The organism is Flavitalea plasmicola, assembly GCF_030546645.1.
In the GTDB taxonomy this organism is placed as follows: domain Bacteria; phylum Bacteroidota; class Bacteroidia; order Chitinophagales; family Chitinophagaceae; genus Puia.
Window position 1 is genome coordinate 856,788 of sequence record NZ_JAUOTO010000002.1, and the last position, 15,150, is coordinate 871,937.

At 52.7% G+C, this 15,150-nt stretch carries 10 protein-coding genes; 2 read left to right on the forward strand and 8 right to left on the reverse strand.

All coding sequences use genetic code 11. From position 1 onward, the window contains the following. The first annotated feature begins 5 nt into the window (after nt 1–5). On the forward strand, nt 6–4,055 hold the full coding sequence (locus Q4E93_RS08695; protein WP_303584331.1) for a polysaccharide lyase family 8 super-sandwich domain-containing protein: 4,050 nt from the start codon (nt 6–8) through the stop codon (nt 4,053–4,055). Between the two features lie 22 nt (nt 4,056–4,077). Here the strand turns inward: Q4E93_RS08695 and Q4E93_RS08700 are convergent, their stop codons facing one another. The 5 genes from Q4E93_RS08700 to Q4E93_RS08720 form a co-directional block, all read right to left on the reverse strand. Further along, complete coding sequence (locus tag Q4E93_RS08700; protein ID WP_303584333.1) at nt 4,078–5,253, reverse strand: glycoside hydrolase family 130 protein; 1,176 nt, start codon at nt 5,251–5,253, stop codon at nt 4,078–4,080. Further along, the gene (locus Q4E93_RS08705; protein WP_303584335.1) at nt 5,254–6,288 is read right to left on the reverse strand and encodes a LamG domain-containing protein; all 1,035 of its coding nucleotides are present in this window, start codon (nt 6,286–6,288) and stop codon (nt 5,254–5,256) included. A gap of 13 nt (nt 6,289–6,301) precedes the next feature. Further along, nucleotides 6,302–7,807 (reverse strand): RagB/SusD family nutrient uptake outer membrane protein, encoded by a 1,506-nt coding sequence (locus tag Q4E93_RS08710; RefSeq protein ID WP_303584336.1) that lies wholly within the window; start codon nt 7,805–7,807, stop codon nt 6,302–6,304. A 16-nt stretch (nt 7,808–7,823) separates the two neighbouring features. After that, nucleotides 7,824–11,135 (reverse strand): SusC/RagA family TonB-linked outer membrane protein, encoded by a 3,312-nt coding sequence (locus Q4E93_RS08715; RefSeq protein ID WP_303584338.1) that lies wholly within the window; start codon nt 11,133–11,135, stop codon nt 7,824–7,826. Nucleotides 11,136–11,342: 207 nt separating this feature from the next. Further along, a complete protein-coding gene (locus Q4E93_RS08720) occupies nt 11,343–12,413 on the reverse strand; it encodes a FecR domain-containing protein (RefSeq protein WP_303584340.1) in 1,071 nt (356 codons plus the stop codon). A gap of 123 nt (nt 12,414–12,536) precedes the next feature. On the opposite strand from Q4E93_RS08720, the gene Q4E93_RS08725 reads away from it, so the two are divergent. Further along, a complete protein-coding gene (locus tag Q4E93_RS08725; protein ID WP_303584342.1) occupies nt 12,537–13,079 on the forward strand; it encodes an RNA polymerase sigma-70 factor in 543 nt (180 codons plus the stop codon). Between the two features lie 7 nt (nt 13,080–13,086). Here the strand turns inward: Q4E93_RS08725 and Q4E93_RS08730 are convergent, their stop codons facing one another. From Q4E93_RS08730 to Q4E93_RS08740, 3 genes are all read right to left on the reverse strand, one after another. Then, nucleotides 13,087–13,320, reverse strand: a complete 234-nt coding sequence (locus Q4E93_RS08730) for a hypothetical protein (RefSeq protein WP_303584344.1) — start codon at nt 13,318–13,320, stop codon at nt 13,087–13,089. A gap of 118 nt (nt 13,321–13,438) precedes the next feature. Then, the gene (locus Q4E93_RS08735) at nt 13,439–13,666 is read right to left on the reverse strand and encodes a hypothetical protein (protein WP_303584347.1); all 228 of its coding nucleotides are present in this window, start codon (nt 13,664–13,666) and stop codon (nt 13,439–13,441) included. Nucleotides 13,667–13,743: 77 nt separating this feature from the next. Further along, a complete protein-coding gene (locus Q4E93_RS08740; protein ID WP_303584350.1) occupies nt 13,744–15,150 on the reverse strand; it encodes a deoxyguanosinetriphosphate triphosphohydrolase in 1,407 nt (468 codons plus the stop codon).

The window sequence follows — 15,150 nt, forward strand, 5'->3', positions numbered from 1 at the left end:
TAGCTATGAAGCAGACCTTCCTGGCGGCCCTTTGCGTCGCCTTGTCCTGGCTCACTGTGCGAGCACAGTCCGATGTCGTACATTTCGATGACAGCATTCCCGTCAACTGGACCGCCACCACCACTTCTGTTCTTTCGCTCAGCACGGATCACCTGAAAGGGGGTACGCATTCCCTGAAATGGACCGCAGCTGCCGGAGACACGTTGCGGGCTTCCAGCCTGGGCATCGGCACAGATATTGGCTCATCCTCGCATTTTTATATCTACAGCCCGTCGGCAGGACAGGATACGCTGATCGTCCAGTTCCTGGACAATACCAATACGGTGCAAAGGGAAGGGCATGTGCTCCTCAACTTCAGCGGATGGAGGGAATATCATCGCAATCTGCTGACCGATTATAACTATGGCGGAACCTTGTCGAGATTCAACCTGCAGGGAGCCAGGATCATCTACCGGCCGGGAACGCCCAATGCCTCCGGGAGCATTTGGCTGGATGAAGTGATGTTCGCCGGCTACGGTGAAGCAAGGACCCCTGGTCCGCATATGCTGCTGGACCACCAGCATTTCGCTATCAACCCGGAAGACGGTCCTGCCGGCAATCCGTTGGAAAGCTGGCTCATCCATCCGGATATCGTTGCGACATCGGCTACACCGACCGAACTGTCCGGACTGGATACGGTGCGGTCCGCCTGGCACCGTAACCCCAGTACAAACCTCAGCCTGCTCAGTGCTGCAAAGAGCTACGTCACAGGCTGCAATATCACCCGTAATGCCGACGGCAGCATCAACGGCAGGCCACAGACCAATATTACCATCTACCATCTCGATACGCTGACGCTCCTCGCCCGTTACTGCGGGGTCCTTGCCAATGCCTGGCTGATCAATAGCGACGCCGTGGCTAAATCGCAGCTGCTGTTGTTCACAGAATACCTGCTGGATCAGGGGCTGGCGGAAGGAGGAAGAAATGTGATCATGATGAGCGACTACCCGGAAATCGACAGTTTCGCCACCGGTTTCCTGCAAGCGCTGCCTGTATATGCAACCGCTATGCGCAGGGATGTCATCCGTATGCTGCGGTGGTCGCATGAATACAATAAGATCTATCAACCCACCGTGACGCCCGGCCTCAACGAGGATTATCTTTATAAGAAAACGCCTTACCTCTATGAGCTGGCCGCCGCGGATGACGCCGCCGACAGCGCCGTCCGGGACCTGAAATGCCTCAGCCGGTGGCTGGAGGAAAATACGCTTGCCGGACAAGGCGGCAGGGACGGTGTGAAGCCCGATGGTACGGCCTTCCATCACAACGCCCACCAGGTGACTTATCTGCATGCGTTCGCAAGCTGGATCAACTGCGCCTACAATGTGAGGAATACACCCTTCCACATCAGCCAGACGGCCTATGCGAATATCAGCAAGGTGGTCAAAAGCCTCTATCTCGAGACCTCAAAAGGTACCATCTTCGGCAACTCGGACTGCGGGCGCAATCCCTTCCCCACTTCTATCCCTCTCGCTGACAGCAATCTTCGCAAGCTGGTTGCTGCCGGAGGAGCGCTTTCGGGTGTTCCGGCGGATACTGCCATGGCAGCCTTCTACAACTATATCTACAATACCAGCTATTATACCGCGCCCGCCACCGACTTTGACGGCTATTACGCTTTCAACTATGCGCAGCTGGGGGTCTTCCGGAAGAATGGATGGACCGTTGCCATGCGGGGATTTACCGACAGGCTGTTCGGGGCGGAGATCTTCCCCACCGAGAACCGTTATGGCCGCTATCAAAGCTATGGCGCAGTAGAGCCGCTGTATCTTGGGCAGCTGACGAATACGGGCTACACCAATGACGGAGCGGGCTGGGATTGGAATGCGCCTCCGGGGGCCACCACCGTACGCCTGCCCTATCCCAGTCTTCAGGCGGTGCCTTCGAAGATGGAAGAGCATCAGCTGGGAAGCTTTGCCGGTGCATTATCGCTGGGGAAGAATGGCATCTTCGGCATGGACTTCAGACAGGATACTGTATCAGGGAATTACTCAACCAACAACCTTCGCTTCTACAAGTCGGTGTTTGCTTTCGATACGATCCTCGTTTGCCTGGGCACGGGTATCAATGCCTCATCGGGCGGCAACGAGGTCGTCACCAACCTTTATCAGAGCCTCATCAATGATTCGATCAACCTTGACAATATCACCACAAAAACCGCCGGCAGCAGCAGGCTAAAAGTCGACAGTCCTGGCCATTGGATCGTCAACACACCCGGAACGGGCTATTATATACCGAAAGGCAATGACAGCCTTGTCATCGTCCAGGGCTCGCAGACAACGCCCAGACAGTCAGATCTCACGGGCGACAGCACGTCTACCGCCAAAGCCAGCAAGGCCTGGCTTACGCATGGCAGCAGTCCCGTGAATGCCAAATATCAATTTGTCGTCGTGCCCGGCATAACGGCTACAAAAATGAAGGACCTTTCAGCCATCCTGGCACAGAACAACGTATACAAGGTGCTCAGTCAGACGGACACGGTGCATGCGGTACGTTATTTTTCCGCTAACCTGAATGCGTATGTATTTTTCAAGGCCAAAAGCAATGTCAATATCGGCTTTGTCAAAAGCATCTCGGGTAAGGCCTTGCTGGGCGCGAAGGAGAATGGCGACACGCTGACCCTGACCATCGCCAACCCCGACCTGACCGCAGTCAGCGACAGTATCAGCTACTGGCGGTCCACAGCCAACACCATTTCACTGACGGTGAAAGGTAGCTGGAATGTGCTGGAGAATGCCTCGAATGCGACGGTGGTTTCTGCCGGGGACAGCCTGACAGCAACTTTTACCTTGCAGGATGGATTTCCGGCAGCGTTGAAGCTGGTCAACCCCGCAGCCAACCCGTCGGCCCCGGGCGTATGGACCAACCAGTATCCTGTGGATTCGAGCTGGGTGTATAACATCGATACAGGGAGGCTGGGAAGCTATTCACAAATAGGGACCAATAAGATCAGCGCCTCTCCGGGCGCAGGAAGTAACGATGGGTTCTTAGCCGTACCGCCCACCGGCACCGTCCGGACAAGCTCCGGCGCCGGCAGTCCCCGCTTTGACCTCACCGGCACGCCCAAGAAACTGCAGATCACCGCCTCCAACGGTACCACCGCACAAAAATTCGCCGCATTTGGCATCGCACACGCCACTTCCGTAGCCAGCGCTTTCTTCACTTTTACCTTGAACGATGATCCATCCACCGATACGGTGGAATGGTCCTTTGCGATGGGCAAGAACAGCGCCTCCTCACCGTTCTTCAGCGGCAACACGGGTCTGCAAACGAACAATACCGCCTTCCCTGATATTTTCGGAGCTTTCAAATGGGCCGTCTCCTCATCGGTCGTAAATTTCTTCTGCAGGGAAAGGTTATCCAATAATACGATTACCAGCTTTACGCCGATCACTTCCTCCTTTTTCCATCGGGACAGCACGTATGCGATGGAAGTATATGCCAATGCCAGCACCAGGCAACAGACCTATGTCCGGGGTATCACTACCTATATGGTGCTGCCTCGCACCTATCATCTCTGGGCCAACAATACACAGCTGAACTATAAAGGCAGTGCTGGCTTCCCGGCTGACGAGATGCTGGGTGATACTACCATCTATGCCTTTATGATGGAAGGTAAGAATTGTGGTTCCATATCAGGAGGCGTAGTTTCTCCCAACAACACGGCCACGCTGACCATCGGCCACACGCTGCAGCTGAACTATGCCCAGGCGAATGGTCCCGCCGGATTGAAAGCCATGACTAATACCCTGACGGCAACCTCCCTGGCATTGGCGCCGGCCGCGGTGACGCCAGGTCTCCGGCTGATGCCCAACCCGGCGCACGACTATATCCAGCTGCTGTTTACCGCGCCCAGGGCAGGTAAGACCATGATCACTATTGTTTCAGTAAGTGGGAAGGTAGTTATGCGAAAAGAAGTGGCACTGGCCGCCGGAGAGAATTATATACCCGTGAATATATCGTCGCTGGCATCGGGCCTGTATTCGGTGAATGGCATATTACTCTTAAAAAAATAGGTCCCGTACGGGACCTATTTTTTCATTTTATTGCGACTGCGATCTTCGAGTCCGCCGTCCCATAATATAAGAACCATTTGCCTTTGAAGCGAGCCAGCCCTTCCAGGAAACAGACCTCATTCACCTGACCTGTGACCTCATAAGGCTTGTCCGGCTTCATGAAATAATTTTCCAGCCGTCGAACGATGCGGGTCGGCTCGTCCTTGTCCAGCAGCACCTGCGAAGCCGCGTACGTACCTTCAGGCAGCGCCGTATCTCCGATGGAGGGAATATTCCGGCTATTGAATATGAGCAGTATCCCCCGATCGGTCAGCATGGCGGGCGGGCCTGATTCCACCAGGTCGCAATCGAACTTCTTCTGCCGTGTGGGAACCACTATCTTCAGGTCGGGCATGGCCAGGGCCTGTCCCCGCAGCGCAATGGGGTCGGCTTCGCCGGAGGCTTTTTCCACGGGTGTCCAGTTGATCAGGTCGTCAGAAGTGGCGGCCCAGATGTTCTGGTCGCCCCAATACATCCAGTACCTGCCTTTTATGCGGGTGGCGATGATCCTGCCATTATCATCATACTTTGACACGATGGAACCTGACTTGGACCATTTGTCCAGGTATTTTCCATTGCAAGCCCTTGCAAATGCCGGCCCTTGTTTGGTCCAGTGATGCAGATCGTGTGAGACCGCCACCAGCAGCCGGGCTTTGTCGCCGTCATAGGAAGTATAAGTCATATAGTATTGTCCCTGATCGTCCTCCACGATGCGGGGATCTTCACAGCCGCCTTCCCATTCATATTTTTTGTATGCGTCATTATCCGGGTACAGCACGGGCGCGGGGCTGCGGGTGAAATGAAATCCATCTACGCTTTCGGCCAGACCTATACGGGAGGTACCGCCCGGCTTACCGATCTTATCCTGCGCGCGGTACAGCATATATATTTTGCCGTCCTTCACCACGATGGCGGGATTGAAGACATCTTTTTCCTCCCAGGCTATTTTCTTCTTTGAGATGGGGTCCGTAAATGTATTGGCGCCGGGCGTCAGCACCGGGTTTACGCTGTCCACTTTTACGAATGGCAGGAGCGCCCAGCTGGTGGAGTCGGGTGCAACAGTCCCTTTGGGTGCGGCGGCTGCCGGCTGATCAGGCGTGGAATTACAACCCCACGCGGCGCACATCGCCACAATATAGAACAATAGATATCTTTTCATCTACAGTGTTTTTTCATTGATATAGATAGAATGTACTTCCGCGTCTGTCAAGGTAGTCTTATAAAACCGTATATCGTCCATCGACCCTATGAAATAACTGGCGCCCCAGAAATAGTTGGGATTGGAATTGTCCGTGAGATTATAATACTGCTTCGGCATTTCATTGCCTATGGCCAGGTCTACCGGAGAAGCGAGGGTCAGCGCAGCTCCCGGCGTATTGGTCCAGGTCTTCAGCAGATCGCCGTTGACATAGAATTTCATAGTGCCGTCGGTATAGGAGACTGCCAGATGGGTCCAGGTATTAGCCGACACATTTCCCCCGCCGGCATCCCGGTCGTATATGGTATTGGAAACCGAGACAGTGAGAAAAGGCACCGCTGTCCCATTGAGGTTGAACTTAAACCCATTCCAGCGATCCAAAGAGAACATATAGCTATTGGCCGTATTGGCAGTCATATTCACCCACAAGCTGATGCTGAAGGACGGTGGGTTCAGCTCAGTTGCATAGGGCACCTGGATCATGGCGCCATTGTTGAAGCTATAGGCCATATCAGCCCTTCCAAACCTGTCGGTGGTCAATTGCGGCAATACGCCGCCATCCGCAGCCGTTGCGGCGCTGCTGCCTACATAACCGGTCTTCAGCATCCCGTCATGACCATGGCCGCTGGAATCCGCCGCATTCCCATTGAATTTCCAGTACGCTACCAGGTACTCCGCCGAGACCTCCTGGATCAGCTTAGTATTGAACTGCTGCGCAGCCAGGAGCAAATTATTATAGGCATTGTTCACTGACTCCTGGGTAAAGGGCTTGCTCTCCACCTGCGCAGCAAGGTCCAATGCAGCTTTAAGGGCTTCCCTGGCACCTTCGCTATAATTACCCGGCTTGTTTCCTTCCACGGCGTTGTCGTATACTTGTGTAAGCGAATCGGTGAGGTGTGTCAGCCTGCTTTTATCTGAATTATAATCGGGGGCCTGCTCATTCTTTTTGCAGGAAAAGAGCACCAGTAAAAAGAAGATATATCTTATAGTACGCATTGCAGTAAGATTTTTATTTACCTAATTTCTTGTTTGCATCCCTTTCACTTTGCGGAATGGGGAACCATTTATTTTTCTCGTAGTTGAAGTTGGCGGAATTCTTAGACAGCGCGCTGGTGGCGTAGGCGCTGCCATACCGGATGACGTCGAAGAACCGGTGGAACTCCAATGCCAGCTCCGCCCTTCTTTCATTCCGGATCGCAGTCCTCAGCTGTCCCTGGTCGGTGGTGGTGATCTCCGGCAGCAGGCCGGCCGGAATTGTTCCATAACCAGGCAGGGATGGATCATTGAGGTAGGATTCACGGGCTCTTTTCCTTACTTTCTCAAGAGGAGCCAATGCGGCCAGGCTGTTACCACTCTCGTTCAGCGCCTCTGCTTCCACCAGCAGGATATCCGCCAGGCGGATGGCTTCATAATTTACACTGCCATCATTTTTCCGGGAGGTGGGCACTTCCGATAATGGCTGCACCATTTTTTTGGTGATATAGCCGGTGGTGGTCCAGGAAGGATCGAAAGGTTTGTCAAAATAGGGATGTCCCTGCCTGGCCATCGTATAGTCCAGCCTGGGATCACCTGGCTCGTAATTATCCACCAGGTCCTGCGTGGGATAGAAAAACCCATAGCCACCCAGCGACCGGGGGGCAAACCATGCATTCAGCTCGTTCCCTAAGACGGGGCTGGACCCTGTGAGGTGATTGACGGAGAAAATAGCTTCTGAATTGATCTTTGTGCCGGCGCTGAAATTGTCCGTATAATTTTTGGTCAGTTCATAACCGGGTGTATTCTCCACCTGCTGGGCATATTGGGCTGCCAGCTGATAGTGATTGGCCAGCGTGGAATGAAAAAGATAGGTCTTGGCCAATAAGGCCAGGGCTGCACCTTTCGTTACCCTTCCCAGGTCATCGCCGGATACACTGGCAGGAAGGTCCGGCGCCGCCGCCAGGCAATCCTGCTCCACCTGTCTGTAGATGCTGTCCTGGGCAATCGCGGGACTTTGCAGCTCTTCCGGCGTCTCTACTTTCAGGTGCAGGGGTATGTCACCGTAGCAGTTGGCAAGATTGAAATAATAGTAGGCGCGAAGGAACCGCGCCTGGGCAATGACGGACTTTTTAACGGCATCCGAGACAGCTGTATTGGACGCCGGCAGTCCATCCAACACTACGTTACATTTGAACACCCCGTCATAGTATCTTTGCCACACGGCCTCTACGGCCGAGTTCGTGGGCAGGATATTAAATTGGTGAATGGCATCGAAATCGGCCTGATCTCCCGCCTGTCCGCCTTTCTCCGCATCGTCCGACGCCACATCTCCCAATACCCATATGGCATTGGAAGCCCCCGAAGTGAAGGACAGGGGAGCATAGGCAGCATTAACGGCCAATACGGCATTCGCGTCGGAGGTGAAATAATTGGTCGTAGTATAGTCGCCCAGCAGCTTCTTATCCAGGAATTTCCTGCAACCGCCACCAGCCAAAGCCGTGAGGATGAATAAGCAGATAAAAATATTTTTAGATCGCATATGATTAGTTTGAATATTAGAAGTTAAGGTTGACGCCCGCAGTGAAAGTGCGCGCTGAAGGATAGGTGCCCCAGTCGATGCCCACCGCCTTATCCCCATCGCCTGACGTCGCCGCATTGGCGCTGGTAGCCATTTCCGGATCAAGCCCTGTGTATTTGGTAATGGTGAATACATTCTGGACACTGACAAAAAACCGGACGGAGGATATCTTCCATCGTGATAATGTCTCCGACCCGAGGCGGTAACCCAGCTGCAGGTTCTTCAGCCGGAGATAGGACCCGTCTTCCAGGAACCTGGTAGATGCCTGCTTATTGTTCTGCGCCCCTGTCCAGCTCAGGCGTGGGAAAGTATTGGTAGAACCTTCTCCCGTCCAGCTTTTCGTAGCGACCCTTTCCGTGATGTTGAAGCTCCGGTAAAAGCCTTCTATGTCCGTGAGCACCTGGTTGTAGATCTTATTACCATTGACACCCTGAAAGAAGAGGGTCAGGTCGAAATTCCTATATCCAACATTTCCCGTGAACCCATAGGAGAATTTTGGAATAGGGCTGCCTGCATACACCCGGTCCTTCTGATCGACAACCCCATCGTGGTTGATATCCCTGAATTTCACATCGCCCGGCTTGATACCTGCCCCCTGGTAGGCATGCGTGAACACCTCCAGCGCATTTTGGAAGATGCCATCCATTTTTAATAAATAGAACTCACCGATGGGCTGACCCACGGTAGTAATAGTTCCATTGAGGTTATTGTCGATGCGTCCTGCCGTCAGCGGTTTGCCACCCGCCAGAGAAGTCACTTCATTATGGACGGTAGCCAGATTGGTGCTGAGCTCAAACCGCCAGTCCTTATTGATGGTCTTCCGGTAGTTGGCTTCGAACTCAAAGCCACTGTTGGTGATATTTGCCGCATTTTCGGTGGCGCTGGCAGCGCTGCCTGCGCTGCTGGGCTGCGGGGGAGACAGCAGCACATTCGATGTTTTTTTATTGTAATAGTCCACTGTAAAAAGCAGGGCATTATTGAAAAAACCCATGTCCAGCCCTATGTCCGTCTGGTTGCTCGTTTCCCACCGGACATTTGGGTTGCCTTTGGCGACGATCGTATAGGCGGGCGTTGCAGTCGTTCCGAAAGGATAATAGATGCTGCCGCCCCTGATGATGGTGGTATAAGGATGATTGCCGATCTCCTGGTTGCCGAGTTGTCCCCAACCGGCCCTCAGCTTCATCAGCGAGACGGCGCGGACATTCTCCATGAATTTTTCCTTATCCATGCGCCAGCCCACTGACCCCGAGAAAAAGTTTCCATACCGGTCGCTGGGATCCAGCCGGCTGCTGCCATCTCTTCTCACGCTGAAGGTGGCCAGGTATTTATCGTTGTAGGCGTAGCTCAGCCTGCTGAAAACCGAGAACAAGGCCCATTGGTCTTCGAGGCCGCCATTCAGCGGATTCTTAGTCCCGTTGTTCAGATATTGAAAAGAAGCGCCCTGGTCAATGAAGTCCTGTCTTGATGCAGAGAGCTGACGAATGTCGTTTGAGACGGCTTCCGCACCTGCAAGGACTTCCAGGGAATGATCGCCCATTTTCAAATTATAGGTGGCAGTATTCGTCCAGTTGTAGGTAAAATCATTCATGTAGGATTGCGCCAGCGAGTTGGGCGAATTCTGCAGACGCGCCGGGCTGCCCCAGGTGGGAAAGAATTGCTTGTATTCCGTCAGGATCAGGTTGGTGCCGATGTCGCTCCGGATACGCAGGTTCTTCACCGGCGTGACCTCCAGGTAGACGTCCCCCAAAATGGAGTAGTTATAGAAATTCCTGTCTGTATTGGCAGCAAGGCCGACGGGATTCAGTCCATCCCCGAAAAACTCCCTGGGGTCCGGAATATCCACAAAATTGCCGGCCTTATCATAAACGGGCGTAGCCGGCGTCCGGAATAAGGCATACCGGACCACACTGGGGCCAGGGTTCCCACTGCCATATCCATCACCAGAGCTGCCTACTTCCCGGTTCTTATTATATCCCAGGTTGAGATTCATTCCAAACTTAAATACCCTGGACAAGGTGGTCGTCAATGCGCTCCGGAGGCTCAGGCGGTCGAATGCCGAATTCTTTATCAGGCCCTGCTGGCCGAAATAATTGGCAGAGACAAAATATTGCGTATTGTCGCTGCCGCCACTGACCGACATCTGTACATTGGTCATATTAGCGGGCCGCAGCACTTCTTTCTGCCAGTTGACATCAGGCAGGGTATCCAGCATCGTGGCAGGGATCAATCCTCTTCCGTCATTGGTTGCGGCAACGTTGAAAGCATTTACATACTGGCGGGTATTGGCCATTTTGATATAGTGTCCGGGGGTTTGCACGCCCGTGTAGCCTGAAAAGCCGAACCGCGGCCGCCCCTGTCGTCCTTTTTTGGTCGTCACCAGCACAACGCCGCTGGCCGCCCTGGCGCCATAAATGGAGGCGGAAGCAGCATCTTTCAGGATGCTGATATCCTCGATATCATTGGGAGAAATGGCGGCGATACCGTCCTTGGTAGGGACGCCATCAATGATGTACAGCGGGTTATTGTCGTTGATCGTGCCGATGCCGCGGATGCGGACATTGATAGGGCTTCCCGGCGCGCCTGTGCCTTGTGTCACCGTGACGCCGGCCGCCTTGCCCTGCATGATCTGGTCGATGCCGCCTACGGGAAGATTGCTGATATCGGCCGATTTGATGGTGGATACTGCGCCGGTGTTGCTTTTCTTCCGGGTAGTGCCGTAGCCTATTACCACCACTTCATTGATATTGCCAGGCACGGTTTGCAGCACGATGGAGAATTGTGTCCGGCCCGACACCGGTACTTCCTGCTGCTGGTAACCTATGTACGAAACCACCAGCGTGGCTTCCTCGGGGACCGTCAGTGTGAAATTCCCGTTTGCGTCCGTGGATGTTCCGGCGGAGGTCCCTTTTACCTTCACGCTGGCCCCTGCCAGCGCGTCTCCGGCGGAGGAAGATACTTTACCCGTGATGCGGACATCACCGGCCTCCGCGATGCGGGCTGTGACAACCACGAGGTTGCCCGTCAGCACCTGGTAAGTCAGCGGCGAATTACGGAGGACATTCTCCAGGATCTGGGGGACGGTGCGATCGACAGCCGAAACATCGATCTTGTCCTGGCGAGGTAATACGTCGTCCTTGTAAACAAAAGTATAGCTGCTTTTCTTCTGCAACAGGTCGAAGAACTGGGCCCAGCTAATGCCCTTTTCAGTAAGCGTAATCTTGTCCTGGGAATGAACTTTTGCCGAAACATGGAGGAATGTCAGCAGCAGAAAAGCAATCGAGAGTTTCATACGCAGAAGGATTTCACTAACATTTTTTTTCATACATTTGAAATGTTGAGGTTAAATAATCAGAGACCTGAAATCCGGGCGGAGATTAGGTATCAGTACATGATTATACCCAACGCAGGGAGTGTGACAGCACTTCCTGTTTTTTTGGGCAAGCTTTTTATCGTTAGGAATATCTTACATATCCTTCGTTTTCAGTTTTGATATCTTTCACCAGATCCTTATGGTGTCTTTGTCGATGCGATAGTGAAAGCCCAGCGAGATCTGCAACGCATCCATCACATTCTTTATGGGCTGATCTTTAAAATAGCCGGTGAGCTTGTCCTGCATAAAGCGTTGATCCTCGAAGCTGAAATGGATATTATACCACCGTTCCAGCCGCATGGTGACGTCGGAAAAAGATTCATTCCGGAACACCAGCTTATCCTCTACCCAGGAGGTCTCGATCAGGGTGCGGTAGGTGGGATCGGGTGTTACCGTATGGCGAAGCACTTCGCTCTCCATGGTATGAACAGCCAGGGGTCTTTTCACCGGGATAACCACTTTTTCATTGGGTTGCAGCACGATGTTCGATTGCCGATCGTCCTTAAGATCGATCTCCACCTTGCCATTGATCAGGGTGGTCTCAATGGTGGAGTCGTTGGGATAGGCTTTTACATTGAAAGAGGTGCCCAGCACCTTTACATCGAGCTTGCCCGTGTGAATGATAAAAGGATGTTCCGGATCATGTTTTACATCGAAGAAGGCTTCGCCCGTGAGCGTCAGCTCCCGCCGGCCATTGGTAAAACCATCGGCGTATCTTACTTTGGAGCCTGCATTCAGCCATAGCTTTGAACCGTCGGGCAATTCCAGGAAGCTGCGGGTGCCGTATCGCGTTGTTATTTCTTTATCCTGTATGGGTGCGGGGGTGGTGGCCACACCGTGTTTATTGCGGGGATACAGCATGGCTCCGGCAACCCCCAGGACCAACACGGCTGCCGCAGCCATCCACCGGCGGGAAGACAGGCGTTTAACCTTTGTTTGTTCCTGGTACAGTGCATCGGGCATCAGGTCATTTTCACCGACGGGCTCTTTTGTGATACGCTGCAGGCCTCTTTCCATCGCTTCCTGCTCTTCTTTTGCGCTTCCGGCCGGAAGCTGCCGCATCCGCTGCAGCACCTGTAAAGTGACGCGCAGCGCGGGATTGGCGAGCATTGCCCACTCCAACTCCTCATTCTCCTCGGGCGACAATTCCCCTGCCAGGTATTTGGCCAATAAGACATCTGTTCTGTCCTGATCCATGGTATAAACGACTAGGTTATAGGAGAAGGACACGGCATCCTGAAAAAACCCTTAAGGGAGGATTAAAAAAAATTCTACCTTTATCCATAATGTCCGAAAAACGGGCGTCCGTCAGGTGTTGCCATGGATATTACCATAAACATACTGCATGATAAGGTGACTGAATTAAACGATGAGCAAGCCTTCGAAGAATGCTATAGACAGTATTTTGTGCGCTTGTATCGTTTTAGTTTATCCATCGTTCATCAAAAACAGCCGGCTGAAGAGATCGTCCATGATGTCTTTATGAACCTCTGGAAAAAGAGATCGGCATCCCCCACTATTCGCAACCTGGAAGTCTATCTGTATGTGTCGGTGAAAAATCTTTCCCTGAATTACCTGCGCGATAATTTTTCGTCCCGGACGGTGGACATTGCTGAGCGCAGCCATGAATATATCGAGTTCAACGCTGACCCCGAGACGCTGCTGGTACATTCCGAGACAGCGAAAAAGCTGGCTATCGCGATCGGGGAGCTGCCCCCGCGCTGCAAGCTGATATTTAAGCTCATCAAGGAAGACGGCTTAAAATATAAAGATGTTGCAACCCTGCTGGACCTGTCCATTAAGACAGTGGAAGCACAGCTGGCGATCGCTATGAAAAAAATACTTCGGGTAATGGAGGATTAACTTTTTGTTACTCGTACCAATCCTCTATCTGGCGCCTGAGCGGCTTGACGAGGATCGCACATTTTGGGGAATCAGTTTCCCATTCCTCACCTCTTTTTTTAATCAATCCACAATAAACATGGTCCAGGAAGACCTGAAAGGCAGTCGGCTTACGTTGTTGGGCCCCTGACAGGAGCGGCTTGATCTCGCCACTGTATTGCTTCCCGTCGAAGCTGAAGTGAATAGGGAATTTATTGAACATAGATGCGTTTTAGGATAGTGGATTAATTTTCATGCCAGACAGGGATCTTTTCTGAACAGGGGGCCTGCCAAAAAAGAAGTCGCCCCGTTAGAGACGACTCCTTTTCACCCCTAAGGACTTAGAGGCTATCTCTTCTGTATTGTTTTGTTTTTTCCTTTTCCTTGTGGTGCTTGCCACCCTTTGCAGCGATCTGTGCCTGGAGATCGGAATCATAAGGCGCTGAAGCCCCATGCTTGTTATCGGGTATGCCTGTAGTTGTCGCGGGTCCACCCTTGGCGCCCATATCCCTTTCCTGGTCTGCGTTGCTGGTGGAAAAACCAGCGCTATCTGTTTTTGGATTTGGCATAAAATAAAATTTAGCGTGATGTAATATATTAACCCACTAAAAAATTATGCCAGGACGGCGCCCTAATTATCAACGAGTTACCTGATCTGAGGGAAAGCCATGCCCGTTATTTTCCGGTAAAGGTCCACCGCATAGAGGTCTGTCATGCCGGCAATAAAGTCGACGACAGATTGCGTATCCTCGTACAGGCGGTCCGGCTGGCCCGTAATAACAAATTGCCGGGAGATCAGCTGCAGCAATTTCTCCGACTTGGCGCTGTGAGGGTTCAGCACGGCGCTGAAGAATTCCTTCAGCATCCCCCCGATGACATTATATCCCGCGATCTCGATCTCCACTACGGACCGATGGTTATAGATATGCTGGACGGAATAAGCGTCAATTTTTTTCACCAGGGACACCTGCCTGGCCGGCAGATAGTCGATCAGGGATCTTTCCAATTTCCCCTCCAGCAGCAGATCCTCGTTCTCTATGAATACGTCGCGTACCCGGTGGATCAGCAGGTTGATCAGCTTGGCCCGCAGGAATTGCACTTTCTGGTTGTCGTCATTGATCTGATGGAATACTTTTTCCACTCTATCGCGTGCGTCATAGCCTTCCTCTTCATCAAAAAAAGAAAGGAACAGGTCCTTGATGGTATCGATGGAGATAATATTCAGCCGATGGGCATCCTCGAAATCGATGATCCTGTAGCATATGTCGTCGGCGGCCTCTACCAGGTATACAAAGGGATGACGGGCATAGATATGTTTTTCCGGGTGCAGCCGGGGTATGCCCAGCTCGGCGGCTATGGCCTGGTAGGTATCGATCTCCGAATCGAAAAAACCTGATTTCTTGGTAGCCAGCTGTTGCTTGTTAAATCCATTCAGGCTATCGGCAGGATATTTTACGATGGAGGCCAATGTGACATATGTCAGCTTGAAACCGCCCGGGCTGTTCTCATTAAAATGATGGGTCAGTGTTCGGAATGCATTGGCATTGCCCTCAAAATACAGGAAGTCACGCTGCTGATTGGGGGTCAGCTCCTCCTTAAACCGGCGGCCCCCCTCGCCTTCCAGTCCCCGGAAAAAATTCCGGATGGCGTCTTCGCCGGAATGCCCGAAAGGCGGGTTGCCAATATCATGGGCCAGGCATCCGGCCGCAATGACGGAAGGCAGCTCGTATTTGTAAAACTCCCGGAATTCTTCGCCCAGTCCTGGATACCTGTCCGCCAGGGCATCTCCCACCACCTTCCCCAGGCTTCTTCCAACGGAGGCTACTTCCAGGCTGTGTGTCAACCGGTTGTGCACAAATACAGGTCCGGGTAAAGGGAATACCTGGGTCTTATTCTGCAGGCGTCGAAAGGCAGAGGAAAAGATGATGCGGTCATAGTCACGAAGAAAGGAGGTCCTTCTGTCTGCACCCGAACTGCTGCCAGGCGCACGGCTGGTCCGGGATGATCCGGTGCGAACGGGGCTGTACAGCTGTTGCCAATTCATTTTTTGCAT

Coding starts and splice junctions, on each gene's coding strand:
- Q4E93_RS08700 (WP_303584333.1), bottom strand. CDS start 5,253: ATGAAAAGATATCTATTGTTCTATATTGTGGCGATGTGCGCCGCGTGG.
- Q4E93_RS08740 (WP_303584350.1), bottom strand. CDS start 15,150: ATGCAAAAAATGAATTGGCAACAGCTGTACAGCCCCGTTCGCACCGGA.
- Q4E93_RS08730 (WP_303584344.1), bottom strand. CDS start 13,320: ATGTTCAATAAATTCCCTATTCACTTCAGCTTCGACGGGAAGCAATAC.
- Q4E93_RS08720 (WP_303584340.1), bottom strand. CDS start 12,413: ATGGATCAGGACAGAACAGATGTCTTATTGGCCAAATACCTGGCAGGG.
- Q4E93_RS08735 (WP_303584347.1), bottom strand. CDS start 13,666: ATGCCAAATCCAAAAACAGATAGCGCTGGTTTTTCCACCAGCAACGCA.
- Q4E93_RS08710 (WP_303584336.1), bottom strand. CDS start 7,807: ATGCGATCTAAAAATATTTTTATCTGCTTATTCATCCTCACGGCTTTG.
- Q4E93_RS08705 (WP_303584335.1), bottom strand. CDS start 6,288: ATGCGTACTATAAGATATATCTTCTTTTTACTGGTGCTCTTTTCCTGC.
- Q4E93_RS08695 (WP_303584331.1), top strand. CDS start 6: ATGAAGCAGACCTTCCTGGCGGCCCTTTGCGTCGCCTTGTCCTGGCTC.
- Q4E93_RS08725 (WP_303584342.1), top strand. CDS start 12,537: ATGGATATTACCATAAACATACTGCATGATAAGGTGACTGAATTAAAC.
- Q4E93_RS08715 (WP_303584338.1), bottom strand. CDS start 11,135: ATGAAACTCTCGATTGCTTTTCTGCTGCTGACATTCCTCCATGTTTCG.